The sequence below is a fragment of the Serratia sp. CY52157 genome (genome assembly GCF_052168495.1).
In the GTDB taxonomy this organism is placed as follows: Bacteria; Pseudomonadota; Gammaproteobacteria; order Enterobacterales; family Enterobacteriaceae; genus Serratia; species Serratia ureilytica.
Genome location: NZ_JBJNMO010000008.1, coordinates 171,095 through 186,525 on the forward strand (window position 1 = coordinate 171,095; position 15,431 = coordinate 186,525).

Below are 15,431 nucleotides of genomic sequence, written 5' to 3' on the forward strand. Positions count from 1 at the left end.
CTCTTTTTTAAAACAAAAGAGGCGCCAGTTCAATACGCATTCAGACGTAGCGGCAACGCTTAGACGTACAGGTAGATCGCCATGAAATGGCAGGCGCTGCCACCGAGCACGAAGCCGTGCCAGATGGCGTGGCCAAAGCGAATGCGCTTGGAAGCGTAGAAAATCACGCCCAGGGTATAGACCACCCCGCCGATCGCCAGCAGCGTGACGCCGCCGGCCTCCAGCCGCGTGACCAACTGATAAATCACGATCAGCGACAGCCAGCCCATCGTCAGGTAGGTCACCAACGACAGGGCTTCAAAACGGTGGGCGAAGGCCAGTTTGAACAGCACGCCGAGCAGCGCCAACCCCCAGATTACCGCCATCAATCCCTTCGCCAGCGGCGAATCCAGCCCCACCAGCAAAAACGGTGTGTAAGTGCCGGCAATCAGGAGATAAATGGCGCAGTGATCGAACTTTTTCAGCCAATGCTTGGCCTTCTGGTGCGGAATCGCATGGTACAGCGTGGAAGCGAGAAACAGCAGAATCATACTGCCGCCGTACAGGCTGTAACTGGTGATGGCCGTCGCATCGGCGCCGGTATTCACCGCCTGCACCAACAGCAACACCAGGCCGACGATGCCGAACACCAGCCCGATGCCGTGGCTGATGCTGTTGGCGATCTCTTCCGCCCACGGATAAGCCGCGGCGACAATCTTATTGGTCCCGGCTTTCACTACGTCCGTTTTCCCCATAACGCGCAACCCCTCAAAATGCCCTGCTTTGTTCGAAATTAACGCAAAGCAGCTTAACTGAGAATAATTCCAGTGTACACGTGTACGCTAAAATAAAAATGTGAACGCGTGTAACCATCGAAATCCCCTGCCCGGTGGTCTACAATCGTCAGGCTTCAACCCACCCACCTTGAGGTTTACACCATGTCATCCGCTGTACCCGCGTTAGATTTCGGTTCAATGACCCAGGCCATCCAGTTCCTGATGGAAATCGATAAGTTGAAAGGCGTGCAACGCCGCACCAAAGTGCTGGGCACCCAGCGCCAGGAAAACTCCGCCGAACACAGTTGGCACTTCGCCATCGCCGCCATGAGCCTGGCCCCGTACGCCGGTGATGACGTAGACATTCAGCGCGTGATCCAGATGGCGCTGCTGCATGACATCGTGGAAATCGACGCCGGTGACGTACTGGTCTACGATCTGGCCGCCCGCGCGGCGATCCACGATCAGGAAGTGGCGGCGGCACGTCGTCTGTTCGGCATGTTGCCGCAGACACAGCGCGAGTATTTCACCGCTTTATGGCAGGAGTATGAAGAGGGCGAAAGCGCCGATGCCCGCTTCGCCTTGCTGCTGGATCGCACCATGCCGATGCTGATGAACCTGCACAACGAAGGCCAGAGCTGGGTGGAAAACGGCATCAGCCTGGAGCAGGTTCTGTCGCGCAATGCGGCGATCGCCGACGTGCATCCCGAGCTGTGGCGCCACCTGGAGCAACATCTGCGGGACGCGCAGCGCAAAGGCTGGTTGAAATAAGGGAACCGGGCTGCCGCCTCCGCGCCGCAGCCCATCATCGTCAAGCAAACGCCCGTTGGCGCGCCAGCGCCTCGTCATAGCTCGGCATCGATCCCGCCGCACCGGCGCGCTCCACGCAGACCGCCGCATAGGCGGCGGCAAAGCGCACCGCCTCGGCTAACGGCACCTGATTCGCCAGCTGCGCCGCCAGGGCGCCGTTAAACGCATCGCCCGCGCCGGTGGTGTCTTTCGGCTGTGCCGGAAACGCCGGGATCAGCTCGCTGTTTTCCCCGTCCGAGAACAACGCCCCCTGCGTGCCCAACGTCACGATCAGCAAACGAATGCCCTTGGCGTGCAACACCTGCGCCGCCTGGCGCGCCGAAGCCACATCGCGCACCGGCACGCCGGTCAGCAACGTGCACTCGGTGGCGTTGGGCGTCAGCAGATCGACCTGCGCCAACATGCTGTCCGGCACCGGCTGAAACGGCGCCGGGTTGAGTATGATGAACGTTTGCGCTTCGCGGGCAATGGCGATCACCTGCTCGATCGCCGGCAGGTTGTTCTCCAATTGAGTCAGCAGAATATCCGCCGCGGCGATCGCCGGCCGGCACTGACGCACCTCGTCTTCGCTGACCGTCAGATTGGCGCCGGGATCGACGGCGATCATGTTTTCCGCATCCTCGCCGGCAACGTAGATAAGCGCATTGCCGGTGGGGCAATCGCTGGTAGAGAACAGCGTCACCGCATCGAAACCGGCGGCGGCGAGGTGGCGCCGGGCGAACGTGCCGAAGTCGTCGCGCCCCACCTTGCCGATATAATGCACCCGCGCCCCGGCGCGCAGCGCGGCGGTCGCCTGGTTGGCGCCCTTGCCGCCCGCCCCCATCATGCTGTTGCGGGCGATCAGCGATTCGCCGGGCTGCGGAAAGCGCGCCATGCCGGCGACGATATCCAGGTTGAACGAACCGAACACGCAGACTTTGCCTTTCATTGCTGGTACTCCCTGCTCAATTGGAGGTGGCGCCGGGCGGCCAGACAGGCGCCTTTGCTGCCGGTTTCATCGCCGAGGCGGCTGACGGAGATCGTCAGCCCCTGCGCCGGCTGCGGCGCGCGCAGATGACGGCGGATTTCCTGCTCCAACCGCACCAACGGAAAACCGCGCATGGCGATCACGCCGCCGCCCAGGATCAGGCGCTGGGGGTCGATCACGTTCATTTCGACGGCGATGGTCTGCGCCAATCGCTCGACGAAGCGCTGCAGATCAGGATGATCGCCGTGGCGTTCGAACAGCCGGTCAAACGGCGTTTGCGCCGCGTTGGCGCGCGCCCAGCCGGTTAGCCAGTGACCGGACGTCAGACTCTCGACGCAGCCCCGTTTACCGCACGGGCATTCGCCCTGATGGCCCGGCCAGGGAATGTGCCCCAGCTCGCCGGCGGCGCCGTGCGCGCCGTGGTAGAAATCGCCGTTCAGCCACAGGCTGTTGCCCATGCCGGTGCCCAGATACAGCCCGACCGCCACCTGCGGCAACGCCGGCAGCTGCTGCAGATCCCACCACAGCAGATGATTGACGTCCTTGTCCATTCGCACCGGCAGCGCCAGCAAATCGGCCAACAACGCCGCCACCGGCTGAGCGTCCAGCGCCGGGATAAACGGCAGCGACAGCACCCGCGAGCGATCGCGGCTGAGGATCCCCGGCAGCCCCAGCATCACCTGCGCCACCTGACGATCTTGGCACTGCCCGGCGATCAGCCGGCCCAACGCCGCCAGCGGATCGGCCTGCCGCGCCCAGTCGGCGGTCGCTATCTTGCGGTAACCGCTGAATTCACCTTCATCATCCATCAACAGCAGGCGGGTATTGGTGCCGCCGACGTCAACGCCAAGAAAATACCGCATCATGTCCCCCGCCTCAGGCCGCCTGCCGCATCTGATCCAGCATTTTTTCCCATGCCGTCTCCAGATCCGGATCGAGATTGAACAGCCCGGAGCTGCCGACGATCAACACTTCTGCACCGGCGCCCATCAGATCGCGGTAAGTGCGCTGGTTGCAGGATCCGTCGATCTCGATCAGATAGCGCAGATTTTGTTGGCTTTTCAGATCGCGCAATTGGCGGATCTTTTCCAGCATTTCGGGAATAAACGGCTGCCCGGCATAGCCCGGATCGACGGTCATGACGGTGACCTTGTCCAGCAGGTGAAGGTAGTGGCGAATAAACTCCACCGGCGTGGCCGGGTTCAGCACCACCCCCACTTTTTTGCCCAGCGCGCGGATTTGATTGATCACCCGAAACGCGTCGCGGTTGATGGTTTCAGCGTGCGGGCAGATAAAGTCCGCGCCGGCGCGGGCGATTGGCTCGATAAAGTCGGTCGGGTTCTCCACCATCAGATGCACATCCAGCAACAACGAAGTGTGCGGGCGGATCTGTTCGATAAAGAACGGCGACAGCGTGATGTTTTTAACGTAATGCCCGTCCATGATGTCGATATGCAGCATATCGGCGCGGCGGTTCAGCACCGCCAATTGCTGGCGGATATCCATCAGGTTCATGCACATCAGTGAAGGCGAAATCTGGTATTTCATTAGCGTTATCCTGCGCAAAAGGGAAAAGGATCAGTGGCCCGCCGCGGTTCTGGCCTGGGCCGCGCTGCGGCGCATCGCCCGGCGCTGCCGATAGCGATGCCGGAAAAACTTCAGCGCCAGCACCGCGATCAGCACGGCGCCCCACATCGCCAGACTGAAATGCGGGCTGACGTTCATCAGGTTTAAACCGGTCGCGATCACCTGCAGCACGATTAGCGCCAGCACCACGCCGCTGACCCGGCCAAAACCGCCGAACGGATCGGTGCCGCCCAGAATGATCGCCAGCACCGTCAGCAGCAGGTAAGAGTCGCCGTAGCCCATGCGCGCCGAGTTGAAGCGCGCCATCATCACCAGCCCGGCAATGACGCACAGCAGGCTGGAGAGGGTGTAAATGGCGATCAGCACCCGATGGGTATTCACGCCGCTGAAGTGGGTGGCGTTGATGTTGCTGCCGCTCATGTAGATGCATTTGCCGAGCCGGGTTTTCTGCAGGAACAGCGCCAGCAAGGCGGCGACCACCAGGAAGATCCACAGTGGCACCGGCACGCCCAGCACGCTCTCGGCGCCGATAAACCGCACGATCTCCGGCATGCCGCTCAGGGCGGCGCCGCGCGTCAGGTAGATGCCGATACCGTTGACCGTGGTCATGGTGGCCAGCGTCACCAAAATCGGGTGCGCGCCGACGTAGGCCACCAGTGCGCCGGTCGCCGCGCCGATAAGCCCGGCCAGCAGCATCGCCGCCGCCAGCGCCAAGGCCAGCCACAGCGCCTGCAAACCCAGCCCGGCGTCCGCCGGCAGGTAGCTGATGAACAGCCAGGCCATCAGCAGGCTGGTCAGGTTGGCGCTGGCGATAATGCACAGGTTCAGGCCGCCGCTGAGGATCGGAATGAACATCGCCAGCGTCAGCAGGCCCAGCTCCGGCAGCTGGAAGGCCACGCTGGTGAAGGTGGCGCCGCTGAAGAAGCGCCCCGGCATCAGCAGGCTGAAGGCGAGCACCACCGCCAGCAGCAAGACCAGCAAACCGACGGCGGCCCCGTCCGGACGAAATTTCAGGTTGTTGCCCATCAAGCGCTCCTCAGGCGAAACCGACGTCGGTTTCTTTGCGTTTCTTGTAGTGAGTGACGGTGATCGCCGCGACGATCACCAGACCGATCACCACGTTCATGAAGTAGCTGGACACGCCGATCAGGTTGAGGCCGTTTTTCAGCACGCCGATCAGGAACACGCCCATCAGCGTGCCGACAACGCTGCCCTTGCCGCCGTTCAGGCTGGCGCCACCCAGCACCGCCGCCGCCAGCACGTCGAGCTCACCGCCCACCAGCGCGTTGGGCACCACTTCCCCCATGCGATACACCTGCACCAGGCCGCCGATCGCCGCCATCGCGCCCAGATAGCCATAGGCGAACAGATGCAGCAGGCCGACGCGAATGCCGATGCGCCGCGCCGACTCCGCATCACCGCCCACGGCAAACAGCTGGCGCCCGAGGTGCGTTTTGTTCAGCAGCAGCCAGGTCAGCAGCGCCACCGCCAGCATCACCAGCGTCGGCAAACCGAGCTGATAGCTCTGCTCACCCAGTTGGAACGGCAGCACGCTGCGCGGCAGCGTCCACCAGTCCGGCAATGCGTACAGGCTGCGGCCGTTGGTCAGCCACATCAGCATGCCGAACAACAACGCCTGCATGCTGATGGTGACGATGATCGAGACGATGCGCAGGCAGTAGATCAACAGCGCGTTGACCATGCCGAGCGCGGCGCCGATCGCCAACGCCAGCAAAATACTGCCCGCCGGGCTGGCCAGGCCATAATGCGTCGCCAGCGTGGCGATCAGGTACTGCACTACCGAGGCGACTGCGGCGAAGGAAATGTCGATGCCGCCGGTCACCAGCACCACGAACAGGCCGAGGGCGAATATGCCGCTCACCGCGTAGCTTTCGCTGAGATCGAGCAGGTTTTGCACCGTCAAAAACTGATCGCTGAGTAGCGAAAAAACGATGACCGTCAGCAGCAGCACCCAGGCCAGGTAGCCTTCGTTGCCGCGCGGTTTCAGACTGAATCTACGCATTAACCGCCTCCGCCAGCTGCTGCTGGCTCACCTGCCCCGGCAGGTACTCGCCGATCACGCTGCCGCCGCTGAAGTGCAGCACCCGATCGCAGTTGTAATACACCTCGGGCACCTCGTCGGAGATCAGCAGAATCGCGATCCCCTCCTGCGCCAGCAGATGGATCAGTTGGTAGATGCTGGCCTTGGCGCCGACGTCGACACCGACGGTCGGCGAGTCGAGGATCAGGATCCGCGGTTGGGTCAGCACCCACTTGGCCAGCACGATCTTTTGCTGATTGCCGCCGGACAGCGTCGAAACCGCCTGATCCGGATCCGCCACCCGCACGCCGAGTTTGGCGATCCACTCCGCGACGATGCGATTCTTGCGGTAATCGTCGATCAGGCGAAAACGCCCGCGCAGCTTATCGAGAATGGTCAGCACCGCGTTGTCCGCCACCGACTGTTGCTGCACCAGCCCCAGCGTCAGGCGATCCTCCGAGACATAACCGATGCCGGCCCTGATCGCGTCCTCATGGCCGCGAAAGCGCACCGGTTTGCTGTCGAGGTAAAGCTTGCCGCTGTCCGGCCGGGTCATGCCGAACAGGCTCAGCGCCAGCTCGGTGCGCCCGGAGCCGAGCAGTCCGCACAGCCCGAGCACCTCGCCCTGATGCAGGCGGAAGCTGACATCGTGATACTGCCCGGCGCGGCTGAGACGATCCGCCTCCAGCATCACCCGATCCTTATTCATGCTCGGTGACTTCAGGCGATAGTCCAGCGTCAGGCCGGTCATCAATTCGGTCAGGCGATCGCCGGTGATCTCCGCCGCCGGCCAGGTGCCGATCTTGTTGCCGTCGCGGATCACCGTGACGCGATCCGAGATCTCCAGCACCTCGTCCAGCCGATGGCTGACGAACACCACGCAGATGCCCTGCGCTTTCAAATAATCCACCGTGCGCAGCAGCTGATTGACCTCGGTGCGGGTCAGCGAGGCGGTCGGTTCATCCATGATCACCAGCCGTGCCTGCGCCACCAGCGCGCGGCAAATCGCCACCTGCTGGCGCTGGGCGATCGGCAGTTCCGCCACCGGTTTGTCGAGATCGAGATTGAAATTCAGCTCCTGCAGCAGGCGCTCGGCGGTGCGCCGCAGCCTCGCCGGGCGGTGCCATCCCAATAGCCCGTGCAGGTTGTGCTCAAAGGCGATGTTTTCCGCCACCGTCAGGTTGGGAAACAGCGACAGATCCTGATAGATCACCTGAATGCCGAAGGCGCGCGCCTGATCCGGCGATAGCCGGCCGAAGGTTTGCCCATCGAAGGTAATGCGGCTGCCGTCATCCGGTTGATACACGCCGGCGATCGCCTTGATCAACGTACTCTTGCCGCAGCCATTGGTGCCGGCCAGGCAGTGCACCTCCCCCGGCATCAGCGCCAATGAAATATCGTTCAGCGCGCGCTGCCCGCCGAAGGTCATCGACAGCTGTTGCAGTTCGATCAGCGGCGCGCCCCGCGTTGCCGTATTGCCGGAAATCGCCATGATTACAGCCCCATCTTCACCAGCTTCGGCAGGTTTTGCTTATCCAGGCTTTCGGTGGCATTGCCGAGAATGGTGTGCTGCTGCGCATCCACCTGCACCTTGCCCATGCCTTCGATGGTCATGCCATCGGTGATTTTTTCGCCCTTGTGCATCATGTCGGCGATGCGCACGAACACTTCGCCCGCCACCATCGGGTTCCAGATATAACCGCCCTTGATGGCGCCGCGATTGACCAGCGAAGCGCCCTGCCCTGGGCTGAACGGCCCGATGACGCAGATATCGTTGCTTTTGCCGCGGTTGAGCACCGCGCGCCCGGCGCCGATCGGCCCCTGCGAACCGAACGCCAGCACGCCTTTCAGATCGGGATATTTGGCCATCAGATCGTTGGTGGTGCGCACGCTGTCATCCAGCGATTCCCCCACGCCGAACTTGTCGCCCACCAGCTGCATGTTCGGGTAGTGCTGCTTCTGGTAATTGATGGCCGAGTCCGACCAGGTGATGTGCAGCGGCACCGTCAGGCTGCCGACGTATACCGCGTACTTGCCCTGCTCTTTCATGCAGGCAGCCAGCGCTTTCATGTGGTTGACCCCGTGCTGCGAGGCGTCCACCAGCTCAAAATCCCAGTCGGCGTACTTCTGGCCGGGGGACTCGTGCACGATCACCTTGATGCCCGCCTCCTGCGCGCGCTTGAGCACCGGCTCCAGCACCCGGGCGTCGTTCGGCACCACGCCGATGATGTCCACCTTCTGCGCGATCAGATCCTCGATGGCGCGCACCTGCAGCGCCGGATCCGCCGCCGTCGGCCCGACCATCCAGGCGTCGATGCCGCGTTTGGCGCTCTCGCTTTTGATGCCGGCCTCCATGGCGTTGAACCAGGGAATGCCGCCGATCTTCACCACCACGCCCATTTTCAGCTTGTCCGCCGCCTGCGCGGAGACCGACAGCAGCAGCGAGGCAAACAGACCGACCAGTACGGATTTTTTCATTGTTCTCTCTCCACAAGTGTTGGCTGTAATAAAAGGTTTTCGTTGTTGTTATCGCGCCGCCCTTTTCGCGGCGGGTGAAACTTCAATCACATCGACGTTGTTCCAGGCCAATTCCTGACGAAACTCGTCATCGCCAAGCCTGTCGGTGATCAGCGTATCTATTTCCCGGTAATGGCAAATGCGGGCGAACGAGCGGCGGCCGAACTTGTTGCTGTCCACCAGCAAGAACTTGCGCTCCGAGGCCAGCAGCATCTGTTGCTTCAGCCGCGCATGGTGCTCATTGCTCTCGCGGATGCCGCCGTCCTGGCAAATGCCGTGGCAGGAGAAAAACAGCTTATTGATCACGAACTCTTTCAGCATCTGCTCCGCCAGCACGCCGATAAAATCCTCGTACTTGGCGGAATACTCGCCCCCCAGCCCGATGGTGCGCACGTTGGCCTTGCAGGCCAGCGTCTGGATGATGTGCAGTGAGTTGGTCAGCACCACCAGCGAGATATCCGGCAGCTGGCGCGCCAAAAACCAGCTGGTGGAGCTGCTGTCCAGCAGCAGGCAATCCCCGGGCGCGATAAACTCCAGCGCGCGTTTGGCGATGCGCGTCTTCTGCTCCGGCGACTCATTGCTGCGCTGGCGGAAGGACTCCCCCTGATCTATCTCGGCGGGCACATAGGTTTTTTCCACCGCCGGCGGCTCGACGAAGACCGCGCCGCCGTGGCTGCGCAGCAGCAGGCCGCGCCGTTCCAGCAGGGCCAGATCACGCCGCGCCGTCTCGATAGAGATGTGGCACAGCTGCGCCACCTCCTGCACCATCACGCGGCCGCGCTGGCTCAAGACTTCGGTAATAAAGCGATGACGTTCTACAGGCAGCATGTTTCTTTTCTCCTCCACGACGATGATTACGATATCGATTTGCCGCGCCGCGTTTTGCGCGCAGACGCAAAGCGCATCGCTCCGCGATCGGTCAACGATCGCGCTGTGATAGTTGTCAAAAAAATCGGGAAGGAAATGAAATGAATAATTACGAAAGTGTGGAGTAACAGACAGTTATGATGCGCGACCGCCTGAGACAGACAGGAGAGAAACGGTAAACGGTCACAATTCCACGTTCCGCGGCATGACCGTTAATGACCGTTTGTGTGGTTTTGACCGAGCGACGCAAGGAGACAGCCGGCGTTGATAACGCATTACCTGAAAAAACAGCAAAAAAAATCCGGTGAGAATCTCACCGGATCGTTAGCCGCCTGACACACATTATTCCTCGTGCTCATGCTCTTTCAACATCGCCTCACGCAACACGGCGTTCAGGCGTTTCTGATAGCCTTTGCCTGGTCGCTGAAGCCAAGCCAACACATCCGCATCGATTCGGATGGTTTTTGATACTTTCATCGGCTTATAAAAACGCCCCTGAACCGCAGTCTGCCACGTTTCTTCCCCCAGCGCCGGCGCATCGGCATAATCGATTCCCTCGTCCGGCAACGCACTCAGTGAAGCAATTTGCGCTTTCTGCTCCTCCGTCAACGGCGGGAGTACGCTATGGGCCAGATTTTTGGCGGAATTTTTGCGCTTCATATCTTCCCCTCTCTTTGGCATCGGCCTTGCGTGCTGAAATGATACGCACGATCTCTACTGTATCGCCTTCGACATCCGTTTCGATCGTCGTATGTGCCACCAGCAACAGCAAACAGGATCCGACCATACCGATCGTTTGCCAACGTTCTTCTCCATCCTCGATCCTTTCCAGCACAGCCAAATGGTTGGGATCCAGAAAAACCCGTTGCGCTATCTCAAAACTGACACGGTGTTTGCGCTGGTTACTGTGATTTTTATCCTGATTCCATTCAAAATAAACATACATTTTTGTAACTACATTTTGGTTGTTATTTAATCAAAATACATCACCTCCGAAGGGATGTCAAAATTCTCCGGATGCGTTCAACGCCCGCCTGCGGCCTCGATAAAGGTGCCGGTCACGTAAGACGCGGCGTCAGACAGCAGCCAGGCGATCGCCTCCGCCACTTCCTGCGGCTGGCCGCCGCGCTGCATCGGCAAACTGCTCTTCACGCGATCCACCCGGCCGGGTTCGCCGCCGCTGGCGTGTATCTCGGTATAGATAAGCCCAGGCCGCACGCCGTTGACGCGGATGCCCTGCGCCGCCACCTCCAGCGATAGCCCGATGGTCAACGAATCGACGGCGCCTTTCGAGGCGGCATAATCCACATATTCCCCCGGCGCGCCTAAACGGGAAGCGGCGGAGGACACATTGACGATAGCGCCGCCCTGCCCGCCATGGCGCTGCGCCATGCGCTTCACCGCCTCGCGGCAACACAAGAAATACCCGGTGACGTTGGTGCCGAGCACCTTATTGATGCGCTCGGCGGTCAACTGTTCAATGTTCGCCTGCCGGAACAGAATGCCGGCGTTGTTGACCAGCGCGCTGAGCGTGCCCAGCCCGGCATCCAGCGCCCTGAACATTGCCATCACCTGCGCTTCATCGGCCACGTCGGCCTGCAGCGCCAACGCCTTGCCGCCCTGCGCCTCAATCTCCGCCACCACCTGCCGCGCCGCACTTTCGTCGCGCAGGTAATTCACGCCCACCGCATAGCCCTGCCGGGCCAGCAGCAAAGCAGTCGCGCGGCCAATTCCCCGGCTTGCGCCGGTCACCAATGCCACTTTCATCATCGTATTTTTTCTCTGGTTGGCGATGTCGACAACGGCCTGCGCACAGGCCTTCCGTTTGCCCGTCAGAGTATAGAGCGGCGCCCTAAAAAACGCTTCAAAGCTGAGCCAGGCGGCGCAGCTGCTTTTTAATGCGCGACTTGGCGCAGCCGTAAGCGTCCGTCGCCGCCGCCTGATGCACCCGCTGCAAAGCGGAAGCATGATGGCCGCCGTGGCTATGGCTCTGCGCATCACCGCGAAAAGACAGCATCAACAGAACGAGCAGTATCGCCACGCCTGAATACATCAGCCGTCGCGAGGCGCCCGCGTTCGGGAAACCTTCAGTCTGCATGTTTCGCTCCCTCAGCCATGATTTCGAATGGCAGCAAAATAACTGAAATTCCCCCCCGCTCCCTTAACGCGAGATTAAAGCCAGATTAAGGTTTGCTTAAGAACGCGCAGGCAGAGCGGTTTTCCTCGTTGTCTTCCCGCCAGCGTTATAGTTAGATAATCGCGACTCAAGGCTCTCAGCGGAAATAACGTGAACATACTGTTGGTGGAAGACGACCTGCAATTAGGCAAGGCGCTGTGCCGAGCATTGGAGCTGGCCGGCTTTAATTTGTGCTGGGTGCGCCTGCTCACCGACGCGGAAAATAAACTTTCACCCGGCGGGTTCGATTTGATGCTGTTGGATCTCACGCTGCCGGACGGCGACGGTTTGCAGAAGCTGATCGCCTGGCGCGCCGCCGGACAAAATATTCCGATCATCATCCTGACCGCCCGCGATCGCATCGAGAGCCTGGTGAACAGCCTCGACTCCGGCGCGGACGACTTTCTGGCCAAACCTTTCGCGCTGCCCGAACTCATCTCGCGCGTCAAGGCGGTCAACCGGCGCATGGCGGGCTTCGCGTCTCAAACCTGGAGCCTCGGCGCGCTGTATCTCGATCCGGTCAACCATCAGGTCATGCTGGATAACGAACTGCTGATGCTGTCGAAAAAAGAGTATCACCTGCTGCACGAACTGATGCGCTGCGCCGGCACCGTGGTGCGCAAAGCGGTGTTGGAACAGCGGCTGTTCGGCCACGGCGATAGCGTGGAAAGCAACTCGCTGGAAGTACACATGCATAATTTACGCCGCAAGATTGGTAAAGAAAGAATCATTACCGTACGCGGCATTGGCTATTTGCTGAAGAAAGAGTAGCGGGATGATCGGTTTCAAATCCTTCTTTATGCGCACCATTATTTTCCAGGTCCTGGCCATTTTATTATTGTGGGGGATCCTCGTCGCCTGGGTGAAGTACTGGTATTACCCCGACATGGAGAAATATTTCGATAACCAGCAACGCATCGTCGCCGCAGGCATCGCCAATATTCTCGATGAAACCGGCACCGATAATATCGATTACCGCGGCATCATCAAAACCATCGAAAGCATGTACATTGATTCCATCAATAATGGCATGCAGGATCAATTCGACTATCATCCGCTGTTCGTGGTTTACGATCGGGATAACCGGGTGCTTTACTGCTCACAAACGCAGGAAGAACCGCTGCGCCTGCCGCCTTCGGTGCTGTCCGGCTCCGTCAATTACGCCGGCGCCAACTGGCACCTTGCCGGCAGCTGGAGCGAAAAGCGCCAGTACCGGGTGATCGTCGGCGAGTCTTTCAACGATCGCACCACGATATTCGGCAATCCGGCGGAAAGCACCGCCGTACCGCTGCTTGGCATTCTGGCGGCGATCATCATTACCTTGCTGTTTACCGCCTACTTCAGCCTGCGGCCACTGCGCCAGATCGCCCGCACCATTTCCGATCGTCAGCCGGGCAACCTGTCGCCGCTCAACGTCAGCGAGCAGTATCAGGAAATCCGGCCGGTGGTGATGGAGGTCAACAAACTGATGGCGCGCATCGACGCGGCCAATCAGCGCGAGAAACGCTTTATGGCCGACGCCGCGCACGAGCTGCGCACGCCGATCGCCGCCGTGCTGGCGCAGCTGCATCTGCTGACCCAGGTCAGCGAGCAACAGGAGCGCCGGGAAATCATCGGCGACATGCAGCAAGGGCTGGATCGCGCGGCGTCGCTGTCACGCCAGCTGATCAACCTGGCCAAGCTGGAGGCGGAAGATTTTCCGCTGAAGATTGAGGCGGTGGACATCTATGCGGAGATCGGCAAATGCATCGCACAGCACGTCCCCTATGCGCTGGAGAAAGATGTCGAACTGTCGCTCGACGGCAGCGAGGATGTGGTGGTGAGTACCGACCGCCATGCGCTGATCGCCATCTTCACCAACCTGCTGGATAACGCGCTCAAGTACGCGCCGCCCGGCAGCCGCATCGAGGCCAATATTCGCTCGCTGGCGCCGCTCGGCTGCTATATTACGTTGCGCGATAACGGCCCGGGGGTGAGCGAAGAACACCATTCCCGCCTGTTTGAACGCTTTTACCGCGTGCCCGGCACGCAGCAAACCGGCAGCGGGCTCGGATTGGCCATCGCCCGAAACCTGGCCGACAAAATCGGCGCGCAGCTGCGCGTTACCGAAGGCCTTGACGATCGCGGCATCGGCTTCATCATCGATTTGCCGGAAAGTTATCGGCCACAGACTGAGAGTGAACCACGACCATGATTGCCCCTGTTCTGCTGCAACGGCAGCAACTCGACCGGCTATGGGATATCGACCGCAGCGAAATTATCGACACTCTGTATCGCCTGCAGGACGGCAAGTTGCAATCCTATGCGGAGTACTACGACGTGCGCGGCTGGGATCCGCACGATCGGGAAACCTATACGCCAATCCACGCAGCGTGCTTCGATCGCGGCGGCGCGTTCTTCGCGCTGTTCGAAGGCGAGGAGATCGTGGCGGCGGCGGCGCTGGACACCGAGCCGCGCGGCCCACAGCGGGATCTGCGCCAGCTGCTGTTCTTTTACGTCAGCGCGCACAAACGCGGCCAGGGGTTAGGCAGGCAGCTGTTCCAGCTCTGCCTGCGTCAGGCGGCGCAAGACGGCGCCGCCGGACTGTATGTCTCCTCCATCCCCAATAAAAGCACCGTAGACTTCTATCTGGCGCAGGGCTGCCGGCTCATCGAACAGCCGGATACCGAATTGTTCGCCCGTGAGCCGGAAGACATTCACCTGGTCTGCCCTTGCCGCTAGCGGCCGGGGTTAACGGGCGATGCGCATCACCGAACGCACGTCGCTTTTCTTGTTCAGATCCCACACCTCGGCGATCTCCGCCAACGCGTGCTCCTGCGTCTCGATAGTGAGCGCTCCGGTCGCCGCCAGCGCCAAAATCTCAGTCGCGTAGCGCTGCATCTCCGGGATCGGCGGGAAGTTGCCGGTGCCGCTGCCGAGGATCTGCAGCTGATTGCTGCGCAACACCGCCGCCGGCAGCCGGATGTCCGGCGCGGCCATCGAACCGACGTTGACCAAGCGAATGCCGCGTCCGCCGGCGTAAGACGAGAGATCGTGATTATTGAGCGTCGCCAGCAGCGCTTCAGTCGCCGGGCCCCAGATGTAATCGACGATCACCTGATAACCGCCCGGCCCCGCCGCCGCCGCGAAGGCCTGCGTCAGCGCCTCGCCCTGCAGGCTCAGATCCACCGTGGCGTCTACACCCAATGCCTCCAACACACTCAGTCGACGGCCGGCGGCAACAATGCGTCCGGCCCCCGCCTGACGCGCCGCCGCGACCGCCAGCTTGCCCGAGGTGCCGGTGGCGCCGATGATCAGCACCGTTTCACCGGGCTGCAGATCCGCCCGCCAGCGCAGCGGCAGCCAGGCGGCGAAGGCCGGATTGATCAGCGCGGCCGCCATGGCGTCGTCCACCGTCGCCGGCACCGGCACCGTCCAGGACGCGACGCTGCGCTCTGCCATCGCGCCGTAAGGGCGACGGAAAGAGGCGAAGTACACCCGTTGCCCGTCCGCCGTACGGCCCACGCCGTCGGTGCCGGGCACGATCGGCAATTGCTTCGGGCTGGAATAGTGGGTGCCGGCGACGGTGGCGCGATCCAGCTGTTTGATGCCGGCCGCCAGAACGTCGATCGGCACTTCATTCGCCTGCGCCTGAGGCTCCTCAAAGGTGCCGAAAACCGGGGGTTGCCCCAGCGCTGTTACGATTGCCGCTTGCATGGTGACTCCTCAAAT

The 15,431-nt window shown here is 61.3% G+C and carries 18 protein-coding genes; 4 read left to right on the plus strand and 14 right to left on the minus strand.

Annotated features, from left to right (window positions below; genetic code table 11):
- Positions 1–59: 59 nt before the first annotated feature.
- A complete protein-coding gene (gene trhA / locus ACJ8IP_RS21945) occupies positions 60–734 on the minus strand; it encodes a PAQR family membrane homeostasis protein TrhA (RefSeq protein WP_033644772.1) in 675 nt (224 codons plus the stop codon).
- 183 nt (positions 735–917) lie between these two features.
- Between trhA and ACJ8IP_RS21950 the strand changes: the two genes are divergently transcribed.
- Positions 918–1,526 (plus strand): HD domain-containing protein, encoded by a 609-nt coding sequence (locus ACJ8IP_RS21950; RefSeq protein WP_033644771.1) that lies wholly within the window; start codon positions 918–920, stop codon positions 1,524–1,526.
- A 40-nt stretch (positions 1,527–1,566) separates the two neighbouring features.
- Here the strand turns inward: ACJ8IP_RS21950 and rbsK are convergent, their stop codons facing one another.
- The 12 genes from rbsK to ACJ8IP_RS22010 all read right to left on the minus strand — a co-directional run bounded on the left by rbsK (position 1,567) and on the right by ACJ8IP_RS22010 (position 11,642).
- Complete coding sequence (rbsK, locus tag ACJ8IP_RS21955; protein ID WP_164107278.1) at positions 1,567–2,493, minus strand: ribokinase; 927 nt, start codon at positions 2,491–2,493, stop codon at positions 1,567–1,569.
- The gene (gene alsK, locus ACJ8IP_RS21960; RefSeq protein ID WP_164107279.1) at positions 2,490–3,398 is read right to left on the minus strand and encodes an allose kinase; all 909 of its coding nucleotides are present in this window, start codon (positions 3,396–3,398) and stop codon (positions 2,490–2,492) included. The genes rbsK and alsK overlap by 4 nt, the downstream gene beginning before the upstream one ends.
- 10 nt (positions 3,399–3,408) lie before the next feature.
- Complete coding sequence (gene alsE / locus ACJ8IP_RS21965) at positions 3,409–4,080, minus strand: D-allulose 6-phosphate 3-epimerase (RefSeq protein ID WP_033644765.1); 672 nt, start codon at positions 4,078–4,080, stop codon at positions 3,409–3,411.
- 30 nt (positions 4,081–4,110) lie between these two features.
- On the minus strand, positions 4,111–5,145 hold the full coding sequence (locus ACJ8IP_RS21970) for an ABC transporter permease (RefSeq protein WP_164107280.1): 1,035 nt from the start codon (positions 5,143–5,145) through the stop codon (positions 4,111–4,113).
- Positions 5,146–5,155: 10 nt separating this feature from the next.
- On the minus strand, positions 5,156–6,142 hold the full coding sequence (locus ACJ8IP_RS21975) for an ABC transporter permease (protein WP_025304132.1): 987 nt from the start codon (positions 6,140–6,142) through the stop codon (positions 5,156–5,158).
- Positions 6,135–7,652: a sugar ABC transporter ATP-binding protein gene (locus ACJ8IP_RS21980; RefSeq protein WP_164107281.1), complete on the minus strand. Its 1,518-nt coding sequence runs from the start codon at positions 7,650–7,652 to the stop codon at positions 6,135–6,137. Before ACJ8IP_RS21980 ends, ACJ8IP_RS21975 begins: the two co-directional genes overlap by 8 nt.
- A 2-nt stretch (positions 7,653–7,654) precedes the next feature.
- The gene (locus ACJ8IP_RS21985) at positions 7,655–8,638 is read right to left on the minus strand and encodes a substrate-binding domain-containing protein (protein ID WP_025304134.1); all 984 of its coding nucleotides are present in this window, start codon (positions 8,636–8,638) and stop codon (positions 7,655–7,657) included.
- Between the two features lie 48 nt (positions 8,639–8,686).
- Positions 8,687–9,505, minus strand: a complete 819-nt coding sequence (locus tag ACJ8IP_RS21990) for a DeoR/GlpR family DNA-binding transcription regulator (RefSeq protein ID WP_033644759.1) — start codon at positions 9,503–9,505, stop codon at positions 8,687–8,689.
- Positions 9,506–9,886: 381 nt separating this feature from the next.
- Positions 9,887–10,204, minus strand: a complete 318-nt coding sequence (locus ACJ8IP_RS21995) for a BrnA antitoxin family protein (RefSeq protein ID WP_016929995.1) — start codon at positions 10,202–10,204, stop codon at positions 9,887–9,889.
- Complete coding sequence (locus tag ACJ8IP_RS22000; protein ID WP_071845113.1) at positions 10,167–10,490, minus strand: BrnT family toxin; 324 nt, start codon at positions 10,488–10,490, stop codon at positions 10,167–10,169. The genes ACJ8IP_RS21995 and ACJ8IP_RS22000 overlap by 38 nt, the downstream gene beginning before the upstream one ends.
- 77 nt (positions 10,491–10,567) lie before the next feature.
- Positions 10,568–11,311 carry an SDR family oxidoreductase gene (locus ACJ8IP_RS22005; RefSeq protein ID WP_042785790.1) on the minus strand — a complete coding sequence of 248 codons (744 nt, stop codon included), beginning with the start codon at positions 11,309–11,311 and terminating at the stop codon, positions 10,568–10,570.
- A gap of 97 nt (positions 11,312–11,408) precedes the next feature.
- Entirely contained in the window at positions 11,409–11,642 is a 234-nt protein-coding gene (locus tag ACJ8IP_RS22010) for a hypothetical protein (RefSeq protein ID WP_033644758.1), read from the minus strand.
- 189 nt (positions 11,643–11,831) lie between these two features.
- Here ACJ8IP_RS22010 and ACJ8IP_RS22015 point away from each other — a divergent pair, with 189 nt between their 5' ends.
- From ACJ8IP_RS22015 to ACJ8IP_RS22025, 3 genes are read left to right on the plus strand one after another with little or no spacing between them, the layout of a single operon-like run.
- Positions 11,832–12,491, plus strand: a complete 660-nt coding sequence (locus ACJ8IP_RS22015) for a response regulator (RefSeq protein ID WP_033652176.1) — start codon at positions 11,832–11,834, stop codon at positions 12,489–12,491.
- Positions 12,492–12,495: 4 nt separating this feature from the next.
- Entirely contained in the window at positions 12,496–13,914 is a 1,419-nt protein-coding gene (locus ACJ8IP_RS22020; RefSeq protein ID WP_042785321.1) for an ATP-binding protein, read from the plus strand.
- Positions 13,914–14,441, plus strand: a complete 528-nt coding sequence (locus ACJ8IP_RS22025; protein ID WP_052752719.1) for a GNAT family N-acetyltransferase — start codon at positions 13,914–13,916, stop codon at positions 14,439–14,441. The genes ACJ8IP_RS22020 and ACJ8IP_RS22025 overlap by 1 nt, the downstream gene beginning before the upstream one ends.
- Before the next feature lie 9 nt (positions 14,442–14,450).
- On the opposite strand, the gene ACJ8IP_RS22030 is transcribed toward ACJ8IP_RS22025, so the two are convergent.
- Complete coding sequence (locus ACJ8IP_RS22030) at positions 14,451–15,416, minus strand: quinone oxidoreductase family protein (protein WP_164107282.1); 966 nt, start codon at positions 15,414–15,416, stop codon at positions 14,451–14,453.
- Positions 15,417–15,431 lie beyond the last annotated feature (15 nt).

What these genes read in the sequence shown, in the direction of transcription:
- ACJ8IP_RS22005 (WP_042785790.1), bottom strand. Translation starts at nt 11,311, where the DNA reads ATGAAAGTGGCATTGGTGACCGGCGCAAGCCGGGGAATTGGCCGCGCG.
- rbsK (WP_164107278.1), bottom strand. Translation starts at nt 2,493, where the DNA reads ATGAAAGGCAAAGTCTGCGTGTTCGGTTCGTTCAACCTGGATATCGTC.
- ACJ8IP_RS21985 (WP_025304134.1), bottom strand. Translation starts at nt 8,638, where the DNA reads ATGAAAAAATCCGTACTGGTCGGTCTGTTTGCCTCGCTGCTGCTGTCG.
- ACJ8IP_RS22010 (WP_033644758.1), bottom strand. Translation starts at nt 11,642, where the DNA reads ATGCAGACTGAAGGTTTCCCGAACGCGGGCGCCTCGCGACGGCTGATG.
- ACJ8IP_RS21995 (WP_016929995.1), bottom strand. Translation starts at nt 10,204, where the DNA reads ATGAAGCGCAAAAATTCCGCCAAAAATCTGGCCCATAGCGTACTCCCG.
- ACJ8IP_RS22030 (WP_164107282.1), bottom strand. Translation starts at nt 15,416, where the DNA reads ATGCAAGCGGCAATCGTAACAGCGCTGGGGCAACCCCCGGTTTTCGGC.
- ACJ8IP_RS22020 (WP_042785321.1), top strand. Translation starts at nt 12,496, where the DNA reads ATGATCGGTTTCAAATCCTTCTTTATGCGCACCATTATTTTCCAGGTC.
- ACJ8IP_RS21980 (WP_164107281.1), bottom strand. Translation starts at nt 7,652, where the DNA reads ATGGCGATTTCCGGCAATACGGCAACGCGGGGCGCGCCGCTGATCGAA.
- alsE (WP_033644765.1), bottom strand. Translation starts at nt 4,080, where the DNA reads ATGAAATACCAGATTTCGCCTTCACTGATGTGCATGAACCTGATGGAT.
- ACJ8IP_RS21975 (WP_025304132.1), bottom strand. Translation starts at nt 6,142, where the DNA reads ATGCGTAGATTCAGTCTGAAACCGCGCGGCAACGAAGGCTACCTGGCC.
- ACJ8IP_RS22000 (WP_071845113.1), bottom strand. Translation starts at nt 10,490, where the DNA reads ATGTATGTTTATTTTGAATGGAATCAGGATAAAAATCACAGTAACCAG.
- ACJ8IP_RS21970 (WP_164107280.1), bottom strand. Translation starts at nt 5,145, where the DNA reads ATGGGCAACAACCTGAAATTTCGTCCGGACGGGGCCGCCGTCGGTTTG.
- ACJ8IP_RS21950 (WP_033644771.1), top strand. Translation starts at nt 918, where the DNA reads ATGTCATCCGCTGTACCCGCGTTAGATTTCGGTTCAATGACCCAGGCC.
- ACJ8IP_RS21990 (WP_033644759.1), bottom strand. Translation starts at nt 9,505, where the DNA reads ATGCTGCCTGTAGAACGTCATCGCTTTATTACCGAAGTCTTGAGCCAG.
- trhA (WP_033644772.1), bottom strand. Translation starts at nt 734, where the DNA reads ATGGGGAAAACGGACGTAGTGAAAGCCGGGACCAATAAGATTGTCGCC.
- alsK (WP_164107279.1), bottom strand. Translation starts at nt 3,398, where the DNA reads ATGATGCGGTATTTTCTTGGCGTTGACGTCGGCGGCACCAATACCCGC.